The organism is Pseudoalteromonas rhizosphaerae (genome assembly GCF_028885455.1).
In the GTDB taxonomy this organism is placed as follows: domain Bacteria; phylum Pseudomonadota; class Gammaproteobacteria; order Enterobacterales; family Alteromonadaceae; genus Pseudoalteromonas; species Pseudoalteromonas rhizosphaerae.
The window spans coordinates 563,113-583,866 of record NZ_CP118496.1 but is presented as its reverse complement, the minus strand read 5'-3'; the positions used below and the strand labels follow the sequence as shown (position 1 = coordinate 583,866).

Here is a 20,754-nt window from a genome sequence, read left to right as displayed (position 1 = left end):
TACTACTACGACTATAACGACGGTCGCAATTACGACCGTGCTTTTTGGTAACTATTGTTTGGTCTACGTCCGCTGTTGTTACTACGACTACGTGGGCCTGTTGAATAATTACGCTTTCTTTGAATAGTAGGCTTAGTTAAATCATCAAGCAATGCACTTTTATCATAATGTGATAAAGGAATGCTGTGCTCTATGTATTCTTCAATTTCATGAAGATTATATGCGTACTGCTCACATGCAAAACTAATTGCCTTACCTGATGCCCCAGCGCGTGCTGTACGGCCAATACGATGAACATAATCTTCACAATCATCTGGTAAGTCGAAGTTAAATACATGACTCACTTCAGGGATATGTAAGCCACGAGCAGCAACATCTGTTGCCACAAGGAAGTCTAAATCACCTTTAGAGAATTGCGCTAAAATTGATTGGCGTTTTTTCTGATTTACGTCACCAGTGAGCATTCCCACCCGGTGTCCATCAGACTTTAACCATGCATAAACCGTTTCACAGCTATGTTTAGTATTTGCAAACACAATGGCTTTCTCAGGCCATTCTTCTTCAATCAAAGTTAATAACAGCTTAACTTTATCTTCTTGAGAAGGATGAAATAACTCTTCAACAATGCGCTTGCCAGTTTTCACATCAGGTTCAATTTGTACATGCTCTGGGTTTGTCATGTGCTCAAACGCCAGTTCTTGAACGCGATACGATAACGTTGCTGAAAATAATAAATTAAGGCGTTGTGATGTATCCGGCATACGGCGGAACATATAGCGAATGTCTTTTATGAAACCCAAATCAAACATACGATCGGCTTCATCAAGTACCACTACTTCGATTTCATTGAGGGTGTAACACCCTTGTTTATATAAATCGATTAAGCGCCCTGTGGTGCCAATTAAAATATCAACGCCTTTTTCTAATTGTGCACGTTGTTTTTCGTAATCTTCGCCACCATATACTAAACCTAAGTTAAGATTACAGTGTGGCGCTAAAATTTTTGCATCTTTGTGGATCTGAATCGCAAGCTCCCGAGTAGGGGCCATGATCAGGGCTCTTGGATGTTTACTAGGTGCTTTGCTAGATTGTAATAACCGATGGCACGTGGCAGTTAAAAACGCCAACGTTTTGCCTGTACCTGTTTGTGCTTGACCCGCAATGTCGCGGCCATCACAAATAAAAGGTAGGCATTTAGCTTGTATGGGTGTGCAATATTCAAACCCACTTTCGGTTAACCCGGCAACCACTTCCGGTGCAATAGCAAAGTCTGAAAACTTTTTATCGGTCAAATGTGTCTTAGTCATAGCGTTTAAGCATAACGTTTAAACTTGCAATAAGAAACAAGAGTGTTTAAATACGCATTAAATAATTCGCCTAACTTATCGGAGAGCGCAATGAGCGAGAAAATTATTCAATTAACTGACGATGGCTTTGAAGCTGACGTTTTACAATCAGACAAGCCTGTATTAGTTGATTTTTGGGCAGAATGGTGTGGACCGTGTAAAATGATCGCGCCAATTCTTAATGAAGTGGCAGAAGAGTTTGATGGCCGTGTTGTAATCGGTAAATTAAACATTGACCAAAATGCGGGCACACCACCTAAATTTGGTATTCGTGGTATCCCTACGTTACTTCTTTTCAAAGAAGGCCAAGTTGCGGCAACTAAAGTGGGTGCACTTTCTAAAACTCAACTTGTTGAGTTTTTAGAAAACAACATCTAAAAATATGCCTAAAAAAAGGGCAACTGCCCTTTTTTTTAATTTTTTTTGTATAAAGACTGGACGCCTAGCGAATGACCTGCTAGTTTATAAAGCCAACTAATCCTTAGTTTACCAACAAACCTCTCTCACTAATCAATATCGATTATATGAGCATGATAACTGTAATAAAGAACCCACCAATATGCATTTACGCGAATTAAAAGACAAGTCGATCAAAGAACTTGTAGACTTAGCTGAGTCCATGGGGCTCGAAAACGTAGCCCGCTTAAGAAAGCAAGATATTATCTTTGCTATCCTTAAAGCCCACGCCAAAAGTGGAGAGAACATTTTTGGCGGTGGTGTATTAGAAATCTTACAGGATGGTTTTGGTTTCTTAAGATCATCAGAAGCCTCTTACCTTGCTGGTCCTGATGACATTTATATATCACCTAGCCAAATTCGTCGTTTTAGTATGCGTACTGGTGATTCTATAATGGGTCTCATACGTCCACCTAAAGACGGTGAACGTTACTTTGCATTACTAAAAGTAAACGAAGTAAATTTTGATAAACCTGAAAACTCTCGCACGAAAATTCTTTTTGAAAACCTTACCCCGCTACATGCAAACGAACGTTTACGTATGGAACGCGGTAATGGTAGCACCGAAGATATTACTGCTCGAGTACTTGATTTAGCCTCACCAATTGGCCGTGGTCAACGTGGTTTATTAGTAGCACCGCCTAAAGCGGGTAAAACAATGCTACTACAAAATATTGCGCAATCGATTACCCATAACCACCCAGATGCAACCTTGATGGTACTACTTATCGATGAGCGTCCAGAAGAAGTTACTGAGATGCAACGCCTAGTAAAAGGTGAAGTTATTGCATCAACGTTTGATGAACCAGCAAGCCGTCACGTACAAGTTGCTGAAATGGTAATTGAAAAAGCAAAACGTTTAGTTGAGCACAAAAAAGATGTAATCATCTTACTGGATTCAATCACACGTTTAGCACGTGCTTATAACACGGTAATTCCTTCATCAGGTAAAGTACTTACTGGTGGTGTTGATGCTAACGCCCTGCATAAACCAAAGCGTTTCTTTGGTGCTGCGCGTAACGTTGAAGAAGGCGGTAGTTTAACTATTATCGCAACTGCGCTTATCGATACCGGCTCTAAGATGGATGAAGTTATCTACGAAGAGTTTAAAGGTACTGGTAATATGGAATTACACTTAAATCGTAAGATTGCTGAAAAACGTGTATTCCCTGCAATCGACTTTAACCGCTCAGGTACCCGTCGCGAAGAGCTACTGACTAAACCTGATGAACTACAAAAAATGTGGATTTTACGCAAAATAGTTCATGAAATGTCTGAAATTGATGCCATGGAGTTTTTAATTGATAAACTCTCTATGAGCAAAACCAATGATGAATTTTTTGATTCGATGAAGCGTCAATAATTCTCTTTACTAGATTCTAAAATGCCTGTTAATACAGGCATTTTTTTTGCCTATCCCTAAATCTCACTCCTATTATAAATTTGTTTTATTAATCTCTTTGCTCTGTTTCCTATAGACGAAAATCATCAGACTGCGCAGTATTGAGTAAATATTAAAACTGCGATTATTTAAATCTAGCACGCAGTAATGCCACTCAATAAAACGCTCAACTCGCCTTATTGGTTAGTAGTAACTTATAGCCTTAATGTAACGACCCATTAAGCTTATATATCGCTCTTTTAAGTCAGCTGTTGTGATAGCTGCTTAATCAAATCATCTACTAATTCTTTTACGTCTGCATCACTACTGGGGTTATGTTTTTGTGATAAGAGTGATTTATCTAAGCACATCGCTGCATTAGCTACATCAGTTAATGAAAATATCTGTGCGGCACCAAGGATACGATGGCTATCTTGCTGTAATGCAATATAGTCCTTTGCTGCAAGATGCTGTGTAAGTGACGCTATTTCATCATCAAAGCTGGCAATAAAACTCGTCACTAAATCGCTAATATCAGGATTAGCTAAAGGTAGCGTGCTGGTACTATTTAAATGCGCTGCGAGTGCCTGATAAAACGCTTCTTTTTCTATTGGCTTACTTAAATAGCCAGTAAATCCCATCGCTAAGTAATTATCTATTTCATGACTCATTGCATTAGCTGTTAACGCAAAAATAGGTTTATTAAAACCACACTTATGTAACAGTTCAAATGCACTAAGGCCATCCATTACTGGCATCTGTATATCTAATAAAACAACATCTGGAAATTCACTGAGGCACTGTTCAACTGCTTGCTCACCATTACTTACTGAGATCACTTCAAGGCCAATCGACTTTAAAAAGCGCGTTATTAGTCTACGATTGTCGGGATGATCTTCTGCTAATAATACTCGCCCAACTAGACCTTTAGTTGCAGCTGGTTTTGAGTTGTCGGTAGCAATAAGGGTTGGCGCATACTCTTTACATGGCACATTAAAAATAAACTCACTGCCTTTACCATGCTCACTTTCAACACTAATATAACCCCCCATCATAATTGCTAATTGCTGGGAAAGACTCAAACCAAGTCCTGAACCACCGAACCTGCGGGTGATGGTATTATCGCCTTGTTGAAAACATTCAAAAATGTTTTTTATTTGCTCTGTATTCATACCAATCCCCGTATCAATCACTTTAAAGCATACGCCTTGTTCGGTGTGATTAATATCCAGAGTAACACTGCCGTGCTCGGTAAATTTGATCGCATTAGTCATTAGGTTTATTAGTATTTGCTTAACGCGGATCATATCTAACTTAGTCCAATAACTCGAGCCTAAGTGATTTTCTAATAGCAGCGTTAAACCTTTGCTTTTAGCCTGCATACTTGACATAGCATAAACATCATTAACAAGCTCCACGAGGTCAAACTCGCTAACATGTAAATCTAAACGGTTTGCTTCTATCTTACTAATATCGAGCACATCATTAATCAAATCTTTTAAATGATCGCTATGTTTTTTAATAACTAACAATTCTGTTTGTAATTGCTGGGGCTGATATAAACCATGCAATAAGTCGTCTGTTTGCCCTAAAATAGCGGTAAGTGGTGTGCGTATTTCATGGCTGATATTAGCCAAAAACTGGCTCTTAACTTGATTCGCGGCACGTAGCTCTTGTGCCACATATTGTAATTCTTGAGTACGTTGCTCAACTTTTTGCTCTAATTGGGCTTTAGCCTTTTTTTCGATTGCACGGCGATATAATACAACTGCACAGATCAATACCAACATCAGCACAATAGACAGTAAAATAGTTAACTGTGAACGTTTTTCAATCTTTAATTCTTGTAGGCTACGCTCTTGTTTAAGCTGTTTAATTTCTTGGTTTAACTGGTTCGACTGAAACTGAGACTGAAATACATTTAACGCTTTCATAACCTCTTCACTGGTTATGCTACGTTGATAATCGACAAACTGTTGGTGCAGATGAATAGCCCGCTTATAATCACCGGCACCAGCACTTAACAACGCCTCGATACCTAAGCCGTCTTTAATGCGCAATTCATCTTTATATTCTTTGGCTAGTGATATTGATTGTTGTAAATTTTGCTCCGCAATATCAATATCCCCCATCACTAATTGCACTTTAGCTAAAACATGTAAAGAAGCTAACCGTAAGGATTGATTATCTATCTGCTGAGCGTATTTTTGAGCTGCTTGTGCGTGATACAAAGCAGCATCCAACTCATCGATTTTTAAATTTATGTTAGCTAAGTTGGTATGCTGTACAGATAACTGATAGGCATCATTTACACTTTGATAATAGCGTAAAGCGAGCTGGTAATAGTGCAACGCTAATTGATTTTGACCCGACTCAGTATAAGCAACACCCATATTGCCATAGGAACGAGCAATCCCCTCTTCATCACCCAATTGCTGAAATACATCGAGCACTTCGCGATAAATTTCGAGTGCCGAATCATAGCTAGATAAACGAATATAGATGCCCGCAATATTATGAAGAATATCAGCTTTGTCTTGCGCGCTACCATCTATTTCATAAAGTGCTTTTGCCTGCTGGTAATGATCTAAAGCAAGCTCCATGTTGTGCATATTAAAATATGCAAGGCCAATATTACTTAGCAAGTTGGCTTGTTTTAATGGACTCTTTAAACGTACCGCTAAGTTTAACGCACGGCTGTAATCAATAATGGCTTGTTGTAATAAACCTTGAAAATATTGCACCACGCCCTGCATTTTTATTGCTCGAAAATGTAACTCAGGCAGATTTTCAAATGTACTATGCTGCTCAAGCAACTGATAATAATGCAATGCTTGGGGATAATTACTCAACTCAAACGCACGCTCAGCTAAACCAGAATAAATAGCAACTTGTTGCTGATTTGATAATTGTGTAGACAGTAACTGGGTTGCTAACAGCTGCTTTTCAGACCATTCATCCGTAACTTTAAATTGTTCAAAAAGTGCTACTTGTTGTTGAGCATTACCTGATTGAGAAAAAACGCCAAGCATACTAATAGAGCAAATAAATAATAGGCGCTTAAACTGACCCAGCATAATTTTTTCCTTGGAATTTTGTTAGCAGTAGAAGCTATGATAGTTTAGTCAAGATACACCAATAACTAGACTGTAAACAATGCTTAACCCACTGATTGATGAGATTTTCGAGTTAATTTTAACGAAGCACATTTGGAAGGTTCACACTTTAGCGTTGGAATTATCTAAGCGAGGTGTAGTTAATAACTTAGATACAGATCCATACTGTGATCTGTTTAAGCGTAACTTTTTAATTATGAATGCACTTTATCAACTGCAACAACAACTGTTGCCAAATCAATATTTATTGGTAGCCTGTTTACATATAGAGCTCACCGATAATCCAGATAAGATAACTATTGCAGCGCATGACTCATTACAAACGTACTATCTAGATTGGCAAAATTACGATGCTTCGATAACAGAAGTTAAATCACTGTTAGATGACTTTTGGCGTACTTTTCGTGCATCACCAACAATAAATACGCTTGATCAACAACAACGCCAGACATTATTAAAGCGCTGGGAATTACCTGACGATTTTTCTATGCAGGCATTGCAAAAGCGCTGGCGGCAGTTGGCAACACAATATCATCCAGATAAACAACATGGTAATGCAGAGCAGTTTAAACAGTTAAAAAATGAATATGAGCAGCTTAGAGCAAGCTGCTCAAAAACATCATAAGCAATAATTAACGAGTTAAACGACGGGCACGAATTTTACGCCCTTTAATATTACCTTCCGTTAATTTTCGTAGCGCGGGCTTTGAGCTATTACGTTCGACAGCCACAAAAGCCACATTATCAAGCACATTAATTTTACCGACTTGACGTCCGGCAACACCATCTTTACCGGTTAATGCACCTAAAATATCACCTGCGCGTACCTTTTGCTTTTTACCTGAATCGATCATTAGTGTCACCATTTGTGGTTTGTATGGTGGCTTTTCAAGTAGGCTAAACGGCGGTAATTGTTCTGGTAAAAAATCACATTCATAATGGTCACCAATTTGTGCCACTTTGAATTGTTCTGCATCGCCATAAATAGAGCATGCAATGCCTTTTTTACCAGCACGACCAGTTCGACCAATACGGTGTACGTGGGTTTGTGGGTCATGGGCAAGGTGGTAGTTAATCACCATATCCATATCATCGATGTCTAAACCGCGAGCGGCTACATCAGTGGCCACTAAAATCGAGGCGCTTTTATTAGCAAAGTGGATCAAGGTGCGCTCACGATCTCGCTGCTCTAAATCACCATGCAATGACACGGCACTGAAGCCTTCATCAGCTAAATCATCACACACCTGTTGAGTTTCGACCTTGGTATTACAAAACACCACACAACTTTCTGGTTGAAACTTCAGCAGCAACAATTTTAATGTATTAAAACGTTGTTTGTTATTATCCATTTTATAAAAGTACTGTTTAATAGTACTTTTTTCTTGCTCTTCTTCAACCTTCACCATAACAGGATTGCTTAATACACGCTTGGCAATCGCTTCTATTGCGCGCGGAAAAGTGGCGCTAAATAATAAAGTTTGACGCTGTTTTGGTATACGCTCAATAATTGCATCCAAAGTGTCTTGAAAGCCCATATCAAGCATTTGATCGGCTTCATCAAGTACTAGCGTGTCTACATCATCTAAACGTAGCGTACCTTTGCGAATATGATCATCTACACGCCCAGGTGTGCCAACAATAATATGTGCACCATGCTCTAGTGAACCAATTTGTGGACCAATCGACACGCCACCACATAGAGTTAATATTTTTATATTGTGAATACCACGCGCTAATTTACGCATTTCCACAGCTACTTGCTCAGCCAACTCACGGGTTGGACAAAGCACTAAAGACTGTATACGAAAACGCTTAACATTAAGCTTGGCCAACACACCTAAACTAAATGCGGCAGTTTTACCTGAGCCAGTTTTAGCTTGTGCAATGATGTCTTTACCTTCAAGCACTGGCGGCAGGCTTTGCGCCTGTACAGCGGTCATTTGGGTGTAACCTAAAGTCGATAAGTTATCGACCAAACCTGATGGTAAAGCGAGTGATGAAAAAGCTGTAGCGGTCAAAGTAATTTCCAGTGCAATAAGTAAACATGAAAAGCCGCTGCAGATGCCCGACTTAGTTATGCTGCATAATAGCAGAATATACAAATTGCTACCATTAAGCTGACCATATTCTCAATAAACATTCACCATAACATCGCCACCGATAGGCATTTATCTCATCTACTTTTGTTGCTCAGTATTAAATGCTTTAATAACTCTCACTTGAAAATATAACCAGGTCAATAATGAAAAAAATCATCACCGGATTACTGCTCGCCGGCAGCTTTTTAGCCAATGCCGCCGAGCCTGAATTTACCGCAAAGCAACTTCAGCAAGTCACCGAACTAAGAACTAATGCCAGTAACAGCGAGTTAAGCTATCAATTGCTTGAATCGCTTACTACTGAAATAGGACCTCGCTTACCTGGCACAGAAAACGATAAAAAAGCCGTTGCGTGGGCCCAAGCTAAATTTAAAGAGCTTGGTTTTGATAAAGTATGGCTAGAAGAAGCAACCTTTCCTGAATGGCGCCGTTTTAGTGAAAGTGGCAAAATTTTAACGCCAAGCGAGCAACCTTTGCACCTAACAGCATTAGGCCACAGCGTTAGCACACCGAAAGATGGCATTACCGCTGAAGTTGTATTATTTGAAACGCTTGATGAACTTATCGCAGCACCAGCAAACAGCTTAAAAGGTAAAATAGCTTATATAAATTACCATATGAACCGTCATATTGATGGCAATGGTTATGGTCCTGCTGTTCGTGCTCGCTCAACAGGTTCAGTTGAGGCTGCAAAAAAAGGCGCGATTGGTTATATGATGCGTTCTGTTAGCACCGCACACCACCGCTTTGCTCATACCGGTGGCAGTCACTATCAAGAAGGTGTTACGAAAATCCCTAATGTGACCATTGCTAACCCTGATGCAGATCAGCTAGCTCGCTTAGTTGCACTAGGTAAAAATGTTACCGTAAATATCAATGTGCAAACTGAAGATCGCGGCCAAGGTACTGGCTATAACGTGATTGGTCAGTTCAATGGCACACAAAACCCTGAACAGTACGTACTGATTGGCGGTCATTTAGATTCTTGGGATTTAGGCACTGGCGCACTTGATGATGGTGCAGGCGTTGCGTTAACCATGGCTGCTGCCAAACATATTAGTGAAATAAAACGTCCTAAACGCAGTATTCGTGTAGTGTTATTTGCCGCTGAAGAGCTAGGATTATGGGGCGCTAAAGCTTATTTTAAAAAGCATGCAAATGAACTTGATAAAATTGTTGCCGCCGCTGAATCTGACTTTGGTGCTGATGTAGTGTATGGCTTTGAATCGAATGTCTCTGCAGCCTCGTTGCCAGTAGTGCGTGCAATAGCCAAGCAACTTGCGCCGCTAAATGTTGAATACATAGGTAAAAATAGCGCTAATGGTGGGCCTGATTTAATTCCATTTAAAAATGCCACCAGCGCGCCAATTTTTGAGCTGCACCAAGACGGTACTGATTACTTTGACTACCATCACACTGCTGATGATACGCTTGATAAGATCGATCCGGCTAAACTTAAGCAAAATACCGCAGCATATGCTGTATTTGCGTTTATGGCAGCTGATGCTAAAACTACAATTAAAGCAAAGCCTGTAGCGAGTAAATAAGCTAACCAAACATACTTTATTACAATTTTTTACTTTGCATCTAACCCTCCTTGTTTTAATTTAACGTAAAACAAGGAAGGGGAAAAAAGGCCATATGCTACTATTCAATACCAGCGATTCATTGTCGTTTTTCAGCCAAACAAAAACCTGCCCATACTGTCATCACGATGACTATCGACTACAAAACCACAGCCGCTTTTTGCGTTTTTCAATTGTCCCTATGCTGCCATTAGCATGGCATTACCAATACCAGTGTAGCCATTGTCAGCACAATGTGCAGCTTTCAATTATGCAACTGCCATGGTTAGAAAAGCTTTCTTTGATCAAATATTTTATAGGCTCGATATTACTTATCTGGTTATCAATTTACTTCTATACACAACATCTTGATGAGCTAAAAGCCAAGCAAGCAATACTCAGCCAGCCACAAGCATTCGATACTTACTTGGTACATGCTGATAAGTTTTCTAACGAACCATTGCGCCCTGAAAACCTAAAAGTAGCCCAAGTACTCGAGTTTGATGACCAAAATATCACCTTTCAAATCAGCAATTATCGCTATAAACGCGACAGCGGCATTACTATGGCTATGCGTACCAGCTTATTGATACAAAAAGGTTATTTCTCATCAAAAACAATAATTTTACCGCGCAGCGAAGTACAGCGTTTATATGATGAAGGCGCTATTTATGATGTACTACGCCCTTATGCATATAGCTTATATGGTGGTTTTGTGATGTTCCCACCACGCCCTAAACCGCTATATGAAGGGTTGAAGCTTAATAAAAATAATCAGCAAGGCATCATCTATTACAAAGATGGGTTATTTCCTGAAGCGTTCGAAAGCTTTTTACTCGCCAGCAAAGAAGGCTCACAATGGGGTCAGCTTAATACTGCGCAAATGTATCGTGATGGTGAGGGGGTAGAAAAAGATATCAGCCAAGCTATTTATTGGTATCAACAAGCTGCGAGGCAAAATAACCACAAAGCCAAAGTACAACTCAAAGAGCTGTGCCTTGAGTATTCCTGTTAATATAGCCAAACTACCCACAACAAGTGGATATAAATATGGCAAGCTTTTAGCTTGCCATTTAACACGTAAATACGACTGTTACATTGTTAAGTGTTGGTCTAAAAAGGTCAGCACTTTTTGATAATAACGAGTGCGATGTTCTTGCTTATAAAAACCATGCCCTTCATCTTCAAGCAGTTCATATATATAAGGATGTTTAGCTTTTTTAAGAGCCGCAATCAGTGATTCGGCTTGCTCAATCGGTGCACGCTGATCTTCACCACCATGCACTATCAGCACTGGAGCCTTTAACTTATCAATATTATAGCTAGGTGAAAAAGCCTTTAGTTGCGCTTCATCTGTACCCAAAACATTCTGTAAATAACGTTGGCCACTATCGCGCTCCGCAACATCCCCTTCTTTAAACATTAAGGGCAAATCATAAACGCCAACAACGCCAATCGCACACTTAAACATATCAGGTTCTAAAATCGCACTTTGTAACGCTGAGTATCCACCAAAGCTCGCGCCCATAATGCAGATATTGTTTTTATTAACTGTACCCTGCTCAACTAAATACTTCACACCATCTATAATATCAAATTGAATTTCAGCTCCCCATTTTCGATGCCCAGCATGCTCAAAGTTACGGCCAAAACCACCTGAACCTCTAAAATTAACTTTTAGTACGGCCAAACCACGGCTTGCAAGCAACTGTGCATCAGGGTCGAATCCCCACCAATCGCGCGGGCCATGTGGACCACCATGTGGCATAACCACTAAAGGTAAGTTTTTTTCTATGGTGTTATTCGGTACTGTTAAGTAGCCATAAATAGTTAAACCATCTCGACTGGTATAACTTACAGGCTTGGTCTGCGCCATTTGTTCTGCATCAATCCAACTGCGGGATGCAAACAAAAATCGTAAGTTATTACTTTTGGCATCGAATAAATAATATTGTCCAGGGTTACGATCATTAGAGGCATAAATAATATTAGTGTCGCCATCTTCAGTACTACTAACGAGTTGCACTTGTTCACCAGGTAAAGCGGAGATTAATGATTTTAAACGCATGCTTTTATCTGATTGCCCATCGACAAAAGCATAAGTTGGATAACCTAGTTCGGTTTCAATCGCAAATAGCTCTTTTGATGCTTCATCGACCCATATTTGCTTTGGTGAGACTTTCTCTTCCTTATGAATTAAATCAATTGCTCTGGTTTTTAGATTCAATTTATATAAGCCTTGAGCTTCACCACTTATTGATGCTGTGATATAGACAGCATCACCACTACTATCAAAAGCGTGCAACTCAACATCACTGTAAGTCAAACCAGCTAAATTAAGCGCTTGCCAATCTCCACCTGACTTTTCACGGATATGTATTGTAGGCTTAATGTAATCATCACTGGAAACAGCCACTCTGACATTTCCTTCATGGTCAGTCAAAAAGTTGGCCATACGTGACGGGGAGCGCGTAACTTTACGACGCTTCCCTGAAAAGATATCAACCTCATAAACAACCGTGTGCGGTTCACTACTTGATGTCCACGGGTAAGTCACTATAAGCATTTTATCTTCATCGTGGATTAAAGGATCCAGCAAATAAGAGGTACCATAAAGTGGTGTGGCCTTTTTGATACGAGAGCCAGTTTGCATTTCGCCAAGATAGCCAACTAAGTACTTAGCTTTTGAGCCATCAGCATTCACGCCATATAATTCCCCATAATATTCAGGGTGATCTTGCCAGCCGCGTAAGTATTCTTTTGCAACTACAACCCGATCATCACTTACCCAATGATAAGCACCAACTTGGGCATTGCTCTCAAAATTAATAGCGTGGTGAATTGTAAATTTTTTAGCATCTAAAATAACTAGCACCTTTTTACCTTCAGGTTGCATAATTACTGCAAGGTAGCTCCCATTAGGAGAGATTTTAACTTGGCTATATTCACTGCTGCGGCTGAAGTCATCGACTGCTGGAGCTGATTGATTTGCATCACTCATGAAGCTGACAACACACAAAGCAATAACAACAATAAACTGCATTATTTTACCCATACAACATCCTTTTATATTTATATTTATATTTATATTTATATTTATATTTATATTTTTTGCAATTGTACCCAGTAAGATTTTAAATAGATATCCATCCAAATACTTAAGTAAAGAACGAAGAGTACTTATTTACTTTGATTAAGTTACATTATAACATTGCCGATACATTATAACAAAACACCGGAATGTTAATGATTTTACCTAACTTTAAAACTAGCCTGATCGCATCTATGGTCACCGTACTGTGTGCTTGTAACAGTGAAATTGATGATCTTGCAGATAAAAATGCTGGGCTGGCAGATAACCATGATCATATCGGAATCACCTCAACAGGGCGTTTAGCCATTAGTCATGCTGATACTGCAAACGTATCAATTTTCGATACTGATAATGACACGCTACTTGAAATGTTTAATACTGCAAATATTGTTAGCGGCTTATATGCAAGTCCTAACAATCGTTTTGCGGTACTTATACAACGCGCGGATAACTATGTAGAATTTATTGATGGTGGTTTATACCAAGAAGATCATGATGATCACCTGCATGATTACGAACAACTACCTTCCTTTTCAGGTTTTACATTAACAAATGATAAGCCAACTCATTTTGATATAAGCGAACAGCAAGCGGCACTGTTTTTTGATGGCAATATAGATGCGGGGATCCCAGCAAGCTTTGCTATTTTAACTGATACATCAATTGAAGATGGCGAAATACTTGCAGCTCATAGCTTTACTAATGCCATGCATGGTACAGCGCAAATTCGCGGTGAATCGGTAATAACAACTTATCGCAGCGAAGATATAACTAGCGTGCTGCCAAATTATGTTGAACAACTGCATATTCATGGTGATCACTTTCATCAAGAACAGCGGTTTGCAGTGGATTGCCCTGCACTACATGGCAGTGCGCAAAATCACCAGCATATCGCTTTTGGCTGTAGCGATGGTGTATTAGTTATAACTGAAAAAGGTGGTGTGTTTAACGCAGCCAAAGTAGCTAATCTCAACAGCTTTGCTGAAGGTACGCGTATTGGCACAATTAAAGCGAGTAAACACAGCGAACTATTTTTAGGTATTGCACAAAGTAAGCTTTTTTACACCATCGACCCAGCATCAGCTGAAATGACACAGCTTGCATGGCAACAAAATACTGAAAATACCGTATTAGCAAGTGCACTCGATAGGATTACTGGCGAGTTTTATGTGCTTGGAAGTGACGGTTTCTTGTCGGTGCTACATGCTGAAGATGATTGGCAAGTCAGTGCACACTTTAAAGTACTCGAAAACCCAGCTGGTAACTATGCACTCGCTGCCTCTGCGGCCGACGATACTTTATATATCAGTGATGCAAACAACCAAACAGTATTAAGTATCGACACGCATGAGCAAACGACTAAAACTATTCTTAACCTTGATTTTATCCCTAATCAAATTACCTGGTTAGGTATAGCTGCTGAATCAAAACATGAACACTAATTAATTCAAGCAAATAACTTTCATAGCATTCCCTTGCTAATTCATTGCCAGCAAATTTACTTTGCTGGCTTTTTTGCTTTCATGCTGGCAATTCCATGATGAACCAACACAGCAACCGCACCGGCTAATACACCGAATAAACCATCGAACAGTAAAGGCGCAATAATCTCTCCCAGCGTACCTAAATTTGCTAGTGCAAACTCAGCAACAGCGATTTGCCAATGATGCAACACACTAATACCATGCACTAAAATTCCACCACCCACTAAAAACATCGCTACCGTACCTGCAAATGCTAAAAACGCCATTAAGCGTGGTGCTGCGGCTAATAAACCTTTACCTAATAATGCTTTAAAACGGTTTCCTGTTTGCTGTGCTTGGTTAAGCAAATACAAACCAGCATCATCGAGTTTTACAATCCCTGCCACTAACCCATAAACGCCTATGGTCATGATCACCGCAATAACACTTAAGACTAACGCTTGATTTAGTAGACTTGCACCCGCCACGGTGCCTAGAGTGATAACTATTATTTCTGCCGATAAAATAAAGTCGGTTCGAATAGCTCCTTTTACTTTTTGTTTTTCGTACTCAACTAAATCTAAATTTTCGATAGCATCTACATCATCATTTTTCGTAGCTGGTAATAACTTTTCGACTAACTTTTCAGCACCTTCAAAACACAAAAATAATCCACCAACCATTAATAAAGGTGTAATAAGCCAAGGTAGCCAAACACTTATTAATAACGCTGCAGGAACTAAAATTGCTTTATTTAAAAAGGAGCCTTTCGCTACCGCCCACACGACTGGTAGCTCACGATCGGCAGTGACTCCTGTCACTTGTTGCGCGTTTAAGGCTAAATCATCCCCTAACACACCCGCAGTTTTCTTCGTGGCGACTTTACTCATAGTGGCAATATCATCTAATAAAGTGGTGATATCGTCCAATAATGTCAATAGGTTAGTACCTGCCATCTCATTTCCTTTGCAGTTAAAAAATTTATAATAATCAACATAGCCTAAACAAGTATTTTCACCAAAGGTTAATTTTCGTTTGCTATGCTAGTTGCTAAACACACTTAGCCAAGGTACTTGTTTATGTATAAAATCCTATTAATTGCACTCGGTGTTATTAGCCTCAGTGCATGCACAGAACAATTAAATAGTCAGTCTTTCTCCTGCGATAGCCAACTAAGCGCCGTTATTACCAGTAATGATGAAGAAAGTGCCACGCTAAATTACAATCAAGTAGATCATTCGCTGACCAAACAAATCAGCGCCTCGGGCGCAAAATATACCAATGAAGATGTGCTGTTTTGGACCAAAGGGAATGAAGCAATGTTGATAATTGATGGCAACAAATATCATTGTAATTTAGAGTAATACAATCGCTCGCCAAACTTATAATTTATAAAAATACTGCTACACTCATAAATAATTAAGTATTTACGGGTTCACTATGCGCGCTATTGCTATTAAAACGAAACTAATTTTTGCCTTTGCCACAATTGGTTTTTTAATGCTCGCCAGCAGTAGTTTTTTTTACTGGTCATTAGGACAAATTAATCACGCCACTTCGGATATAGAAACTTTAGCTGTACCTGTACAACAGCAAAGTCATGCCTTGCGGTTATCGCTGTTATCAATCACCAAATTTAATGCTGTTGCATACAGCCAAACAAGTAAAGCCAGTTTGCAACAGCAGCAACAGAGCACTCATGAAGAACAAACTTTATTTAAAACCAAGCTAGAAGAATTAAGCTCTCAGCTGCACGACCAACCACAAATGCTGCAATTACTATCACAAATAACACAACGTTATCAAAAGTTTAGTGACACTAGCGCAACAATGTTTAACACCAAACAACAAGGCCTAACAGCAGCAACTCAGGTTACCTTATTAGCAAATGATTACGCTAATAATCTCGCTGATTTAAGTAATGGCTTACTTGATTTAGAACTAATCGAAGTAACACCGGCGCAACAGTCGTTATTAGCCGCTATTGTTGGTACCGCGACCCGCATTGACGACTTGCTATTCACTTTAGGCAATAATGTTAAGAGCATCAACCACATTAGCTCCCTACAAACACTCACAGAGCACCAACAAGATACCGCTTTTTTATTAGACAATATCCAATCTAATTTTACATACCTACAACAGCAAGCGAGTGAGTTAAAAAATCAAACAAATTTCAGCAACCTAAAAGACCTTCTCAGCTTAATTAATGAACAGTTGGCAACACTGTACCAGCAACAAAGTACTCTTTTGACCAGTAAAGTTGCGACCGAGCAAGCCTTTGCTGTATTCCAGCAACAGTTTCAACTTACCGAGCAGCTCATTATTGAGTTAAATCATTTAGCCGATAAACGCTTTGATACCTTGCAGGCAGATGCTCAGTCGGTGATCACTACCGGTTCGCGACTCGCGATTATTATAAGTTTAGTGCTTATTTCATTTGCAGCCTTGATCTGCTTTTTAACCACCAAAGCAATGTTAAAACCACTAAATGCTGTAAATAAAGCACTATCACGTATCGCTTCTGGGGATTTATCGAAACGTACAAAGCCCCATAATGATGATGAATTTGGTGTACTTTTAAACAATATCAATCAATTAAGCGATGATCTAAGTACATTACTAAGTGCGATAAGTGATAACGCCCACACCTTAGATCAATCAGCAATTCAAACCAGTGCACAAGGCCAACATATGACCGAAGCAGCACAGCAGCAATTAGATCGTATTGCAGAGGCCGACTCGGTGGCGCATAGCATGCATAGTAATTCCCAAGCGGTCTGTGAACGAGCTGATAACACCTCTAATGAAGTTGCTAATGCTTCGCAGTTTGCCCATGATGTAAACCAGATTGCTGATCGTAACAGCCAGCGTATCGCAGCGTTGCTTACTCGACTTGATCAAGCAGTACAAAGTACTAATGAGCTAACCCAGCACACACAATTAATTGGCGCGATCGTGGATACAATTAGTAGTATTGCTGAGCAAACTAATTTGCTTGCGCTCAATGCTGCAATTGAAGCTGCTCGTGCAGGAGAAAATGGCCGAGGCTTTGCTGTTGTGGCAGATGAAGTACGCTCTTTAGCTGCACGAACGCAAAACTCGACTAGCGAAATACATACAATGATCCAAACACTGCAACATCAGGCCAACACTGCTCATCATGAAATTAACGATGGGCAACAACAAGCAAAAGAATGTGTAGCAAATAGTAGTGAATTAAACCAAGCCGTGGATAAAATACAAAGTACCTTAGTGACAATTAACCAAATGAGTATGCAAATTGCCAGTTCATCACATCACCAGCTTGATAACAGCAATGAAATAAAACAGATTATGGCGCAGGTAACGGTGCAAGCACAAACGAATGCCGAACATGCAAAGTCTCTCGCCAACCAAAGTGAAGACGTTAACCAACTCGCTCACTCATTAACCAGCGCGGTAGAAAGGTTTAAGTTCTAACTCTGAATATAAAATCCATCTGCAGCTATTGTGATAATGATAAATACACGCCACAGAAATAACGTTGCAGTGGCGTGTAGCAGCTTATTTATTATTTTGCTCCGCGATAAACTCCCTAATGTATTTATCAAATAGTGCCGCTGGCAGTGGTTTGCTGTATAAAAAACCTTGAATATAATCACAATTTAGAGCATTTAAAAAAGCCAGCTGTGCAAAGGTTTCAACTCCTTCGGCAACAACTTTGAGCTGTAGGTTACTAGCCATTGAAATTATTGCACTGACCATCGCACAATCTTCAAGCTCATCGGGTAAGTCTTTTATAAACTCCCGATCTATTTTTAACTTACTCAGCGGAAAACGCTTTAAATAGCTCAACGACGAGTAACCGGTGCCAAAGTCATCAATTGCTAAACCCACGCCGGTTGCCCGTAATGCTTGCAACTGCTGCAAAATATTTGAGCTATTATCAGCAAGTAGCGTTTCTGTAATTTCAAGGGTTAAACACTGAGCTGATAACTGCGTTTCCTGTAGAACACTTTTAACTAACGCTTCAATATCTTGGCGAATAAATTGCACGCTAGACATATTTACCGTAACAAAAAACTGATCACCGAAACTGCTACACCACTTAGCAGCTTCGCGGCATGCTTCTCTGAGTACCCACTCACCAATTGGAATGATTAATCCTAACTCTTCACATACAGGAATGAATTGTGCCGGCGACACATCGCCAAGCTCCGCACTATGCCATCGCAATAAAGCTTCACAACCGACCGTTTTTTTATCATGGCTAATAATTGGCTGAAAATAAACGGTAAACTCGTTATTACTAAGCGCTTTATGAAGAGCATTTTCGAGCCTACTGCGAGCAGTCGCTTGTTCATGCAAGCCACTGGTAAAGAACTCAAAGCAGTTTCGCCCTTGTGCTTTAGCTTTGTACATGGCGCTATCAGCATTACGTAATAATATTTTGCGCTCGACTCCATCGTCGGGGAAAATAGTGATCCCCATACTGCCGGATACAAATACATCTTGCTCACCAATTTTAAATGAAGAACTAAGCGCCAGCAGAGTTTTTGTAGCTAGTCGCTCAATATCTGCTAACGTATTGATCCCTGGCAGTAATAGCGCAAACTCATCGCCACCTAAACGGGCAACTACATCAGAGCTGCGCATACATGCTTTAAGCCTTTTGGCAGCCTCAAGTAATAGTAAATCACCACTATTATGCCCTAGGGTATCGTTAACGCTTTTAAACCGATCTAAATCAATAAAACAAATTGCCAAACGCTTATTATCAGCTGTCGCACGGATCATTTCTTGATCTAGCTTGCTATTATAATGATAGCGATTTGCCAAACCCGTTAAGGTATCAAAATTAGTTTGTAGCCACATTTCCTGTTCATTTTCTTTGCGTAAAGAAATGTCGTTAAATAAGGCAACATAAACTTCAATGTCTTTTTCCTCGTCAAATACTACCGAAATATTGACCCAGCTCGGATAAATACTACCATCTTTGCGGCGGTTCCATATTTCACCTTCCCAATGCCCTACCTCATTTAAACGTCGATATAACACTTTAAAAAACGATGGTTTATGATGGCCCGAATTTAATATTGCAGGTGTTTTACCAAGCACATCTTGTTCTTGATAACCGGTGATCTGTGTGAAGGCTTTATTTACAGCTTGAATTTCATTATCACTATTAGAAACCAAAATACCTTCATTAGTTGTCGAAAATACCGTGCTCGCGAGTCGTTGCTGCTGGCGTGCTTTTAATTTTAAAGTGATATCACGAATTAAGTGTATTTCACCAATTTTGCTATTTTTTTCGTCGATAACTGCGGTTACTCGTGCCTCTCCCCAAAATACCTCTTTGGCTCCGTGAAATTGACACTCACTATCAACTCCAACAACTCCTTTCGGGCACTCAGTAAATGAGTAAATATTTTTATCCTTCAGTGGCTCGCCTGCCGTTAACTTTTGCACAGCCGCAGTATTAGCTGTAATGACCCTATGCTCGGCATCCGTGTAAACGAGCAGATCATCAATACTATTGAAAATCGCTTTTAGCGTCGCACTGTCTTTTTGCGCCGATTTTTTAGCTCGGCGTAATCGCAAAACTAACCAAGTTAAAGTCGCTAGCAGTATTATCAGTACAGAAATAGATATTAGCGCTAACAGCAATTGATCGGTGCGTTTTTGTTCTATTTCATTAGTTTGAATGGCAACCAATTGTTCAAGATTTTCTTGATAATGCCAAAGCGCTTTTTCAAGGTTACGTTGAGATGAAATATCATGTATGACAGAAAATAAAAAATATTTATTTTCAATTGTAAATGGGGCTGAATAAACGCTAACGGTACGTGTTTCACCGCTCGCTAATCGGTGTTTGAAAACAAAATAGTTTTGCCCTTTAGTCAGAGCCGCTTGGCGCTCCTGTGCAACTTGTTGCTCAGTAAATATATTAATTTGCTGGATACGCATTGTTTGCAATTGCGCAATACTGTAACCATAAAATGCAGCCGCTGCTTTATTAGCAAATTTAATTTCACCCGTTTGCGGTTCTACCACTAACATCACGGCACTGTGCTCATTAAAAAGCGGCATATTGATCACGGAATTTAATGATTGCTTAGCACTTACTTGATCTACATAGGTAATTACACAGCAAATAATAACAGCCTTGATAAATGTTTTTACGATAAGCCCACCCATTAATCAAAAACTCATTTCAAACATTTGTCCTAAACTATAGCTTACTCACCT

At 39.7% G+C, this 20,754-nt stretch carries 14 protein-coding genes; 8 read left to right on the top strand and 6 right to left on the bottom strand.

The genetic code is table 11. From position 1 onward, the window contains the following. Positions 1-29: 29 nt before the first annotated feature. The gene (rhlB, locus tag PVK79_RS02645; protein ID WP_145239899.1) at positions 30-1,307 is read right to left on the bottom strand and encodes an ATP-dependent RNA helicase RhlB; all 1,278 of its coding nucleotides are present in this window, start codon (positions 1,305-1,307) and stop codon (positions 30-32) included. Positions 1,308-1,397: 90 nt separating this feature from the next. Between rhlB and trxA the strand changes: the two genes are divergently transcribed. Together trxA and rho are read left to right on the top strand one after the other, a co-directional pair. Further along, the gene (trxA, locus tag PVK79_RS02640) at positions 1,398-1,724 is read left to right on the top strand and encodes a thioredoxin TrxA (RefSeq protein ID WP_145239901.1); all 327 of its coding nucleotides are present in this window, start codon (positions 1,398-1,400) and stop codon (positions 1,722-1,724) included. Positions 1,725-1,905: 181 nt separating this feature from the next. Continuing rightward, positions 1,906-3,165, top strand: a complete 1,260-nt coding sequence (gene rho / locus PVK79_RS02635) for a transcription termination factor Rho (protein WP_064666866.1) — start codon at positions 1,906-1,908, stop codon at positions 3,163-3,165. 278 nt (positions 3,166-3,443) lie between these two features. Here the strand turns inward: rho and PVK79_RS02630 are convergent, their stop codons facing one another. Then, positions 3,444-6,260 (bottom strand): ATP-binding protein, encoded by a 2,817-nt coding sequence (locus PVK79_RS02630; RefSeq protein ID WP_257325248.1) that lies wholly within the window; start codon positions 6,258-6,260, stop codon positions 3,444-3,446. 79 nt (positions 6,261-6,339) lie between these two features. On the opposite strand from PVK79_RS02630, the gene PVK79_RS02625 reads away from it, so the two are divergent. After that, on the top strand, positions 6,340-6,924 hold the full coding sequence (locus PVK79_RS02625; protein WP_257325247.1) for a DNA-J related domain-containing protein: 585 nt from the start codon (positions 6,340-6,342) through the stop codon (positions 6,922-6,924). A gap of 7 nt (positions 6,925-6,931) precedes the next feature. Here the strand turns inward: PVK79_RS02625 and dbpA are convergent, their stop codons facing one another. Then, the gene (gene dbpA, locus PVK79_RS02620; protein WP_145239907.1) at positions 6,932-8,320 is read right to left on the bottom strand and encodes an ATP-dependent RNA helicase DbpA; all 1,389 of its coding nucleotides are present in this window, start codon (positions 8,318-8,320) and stop codon (positions 6,932-6,934) included. Between the two features lie 224 nt (positions 8,321-8,544). Here dbpA and PVK79_RS02615 point away from each other — a divergent pair, with 224 nt between their 5' ends. Next, positions 8,545-9,948, top strand: coding sequence for a M20/M25/M40 family metallo-hydrolase (locus tag PVK79_RS02615; protein ID WP_149982165.1), 1,404 nt, complete (start codon positions 8,545-8,547; stop codon positions 9,946-9,948). Between the two features lie 94 nt (positions 9,949-10,042). Next, positions 10,043-10,981: a tetratricopeptide repeat protein gene (locus PVK79_RS02610; RefSeq protein ID WP_182732303.1), complete on the top strand. Its 939-nt coding sequence runs from the start codon at positions 10,043-10,045 to the stop codon at positions 10,979-10,981. A 78-nt stretch (positions 10,982-11,059) separates the two neighbouring features. On the opposite strand, the gene PVK79_RS02605 is transcribed toward PVK79_RS02610, so the two are convergent. Continuing rightward, positions 11,060-13,021, bottom strand: coding sequence for an alpha/beta hydrolase family protein (locus tag PVK79_RS02605; protein ID WP_257325246.1), 1,962 nt, complete (start codon positions 13,019-13,021; stop codon positions 11,060-11,062). 191 nt (positions 13,022-13,212) lie between these two features. Between PVK79_RS02605 and PVK79_RS02600 the strand changes: the two genes are divergently transcribed. Beyond that, positions 13,213-14,502, top strand: coding sequence for a hypothetical protein (locus PVK79_RS02600; RefSeq protein ID WP_257325245.1), 1,290 nt, complete (start codon positions 13,213-13,215; stop codon positions 14,500-14,502). Positions 14,503-14,558: 56 nt separating this feature from the next. Here PVK79_RS02600 and PVK79_RS02595 read toward each other — a convergent pair whose 3' ends face one another. Beyond that, entirely contained in the window at positions 14,559-15,479 is a 921-nt protein-coding gene (locus tag PVK79_RS02595; RefSeq protein ID WP_145239915.1) for a DUF808 domain-containing protein, read from the bottom strand. 123 nt (positions 15,480-15,602) lie between these two features. Here PVK79_RS02595 and PVK79_RS02590 point away from each other — a divergent pair, with 123 nt between their 5' ends. Both PVK79_RS02590 and PVK79_RS02585 read left to right on the top strand, forming a co-directional pair. After that, a complete protein-coding gene (locus PVK79_RS02590; RefSeq protein WP_182735747.1) occupies positions 15,603-15,887 on the top strand; it encodes an MliC family protein in 285 nt (94 codons plus the stop codon). 76 nt (positions 15,888-15,963) lie between these two features. Next, positions 15,964-17,985: a methyl-accepting chemotaxis protein gene (locus PVK79_RS02585; RefSeq protein WP_257325244.1), complete on the top strand. Its 2,022-nt coding sequence runs from the start codon at positions 15,964-15,966 to the stop codon at positions 17,983-17,985. 84 nt (positions 17,986-18,069) lie between these two features. On the opposite strand, the gene PVK79_RS02580 is transcribed toward PVK79_RS02585, so the two are convergent. Further along, positions 18,070-20,703 (bottom strand): EAL domain-containing protein, encoded by a 2,634-nt coding sequence (locus PVK79_RS02580; protein ID WP_257325243.1) that lies wholly within the window; start codon positions 20,701-20,703, stop codon positions 18,070-18,072. Between the last annotated feature and the right edge of the window lie 51 nt (positions 20,704-20,754).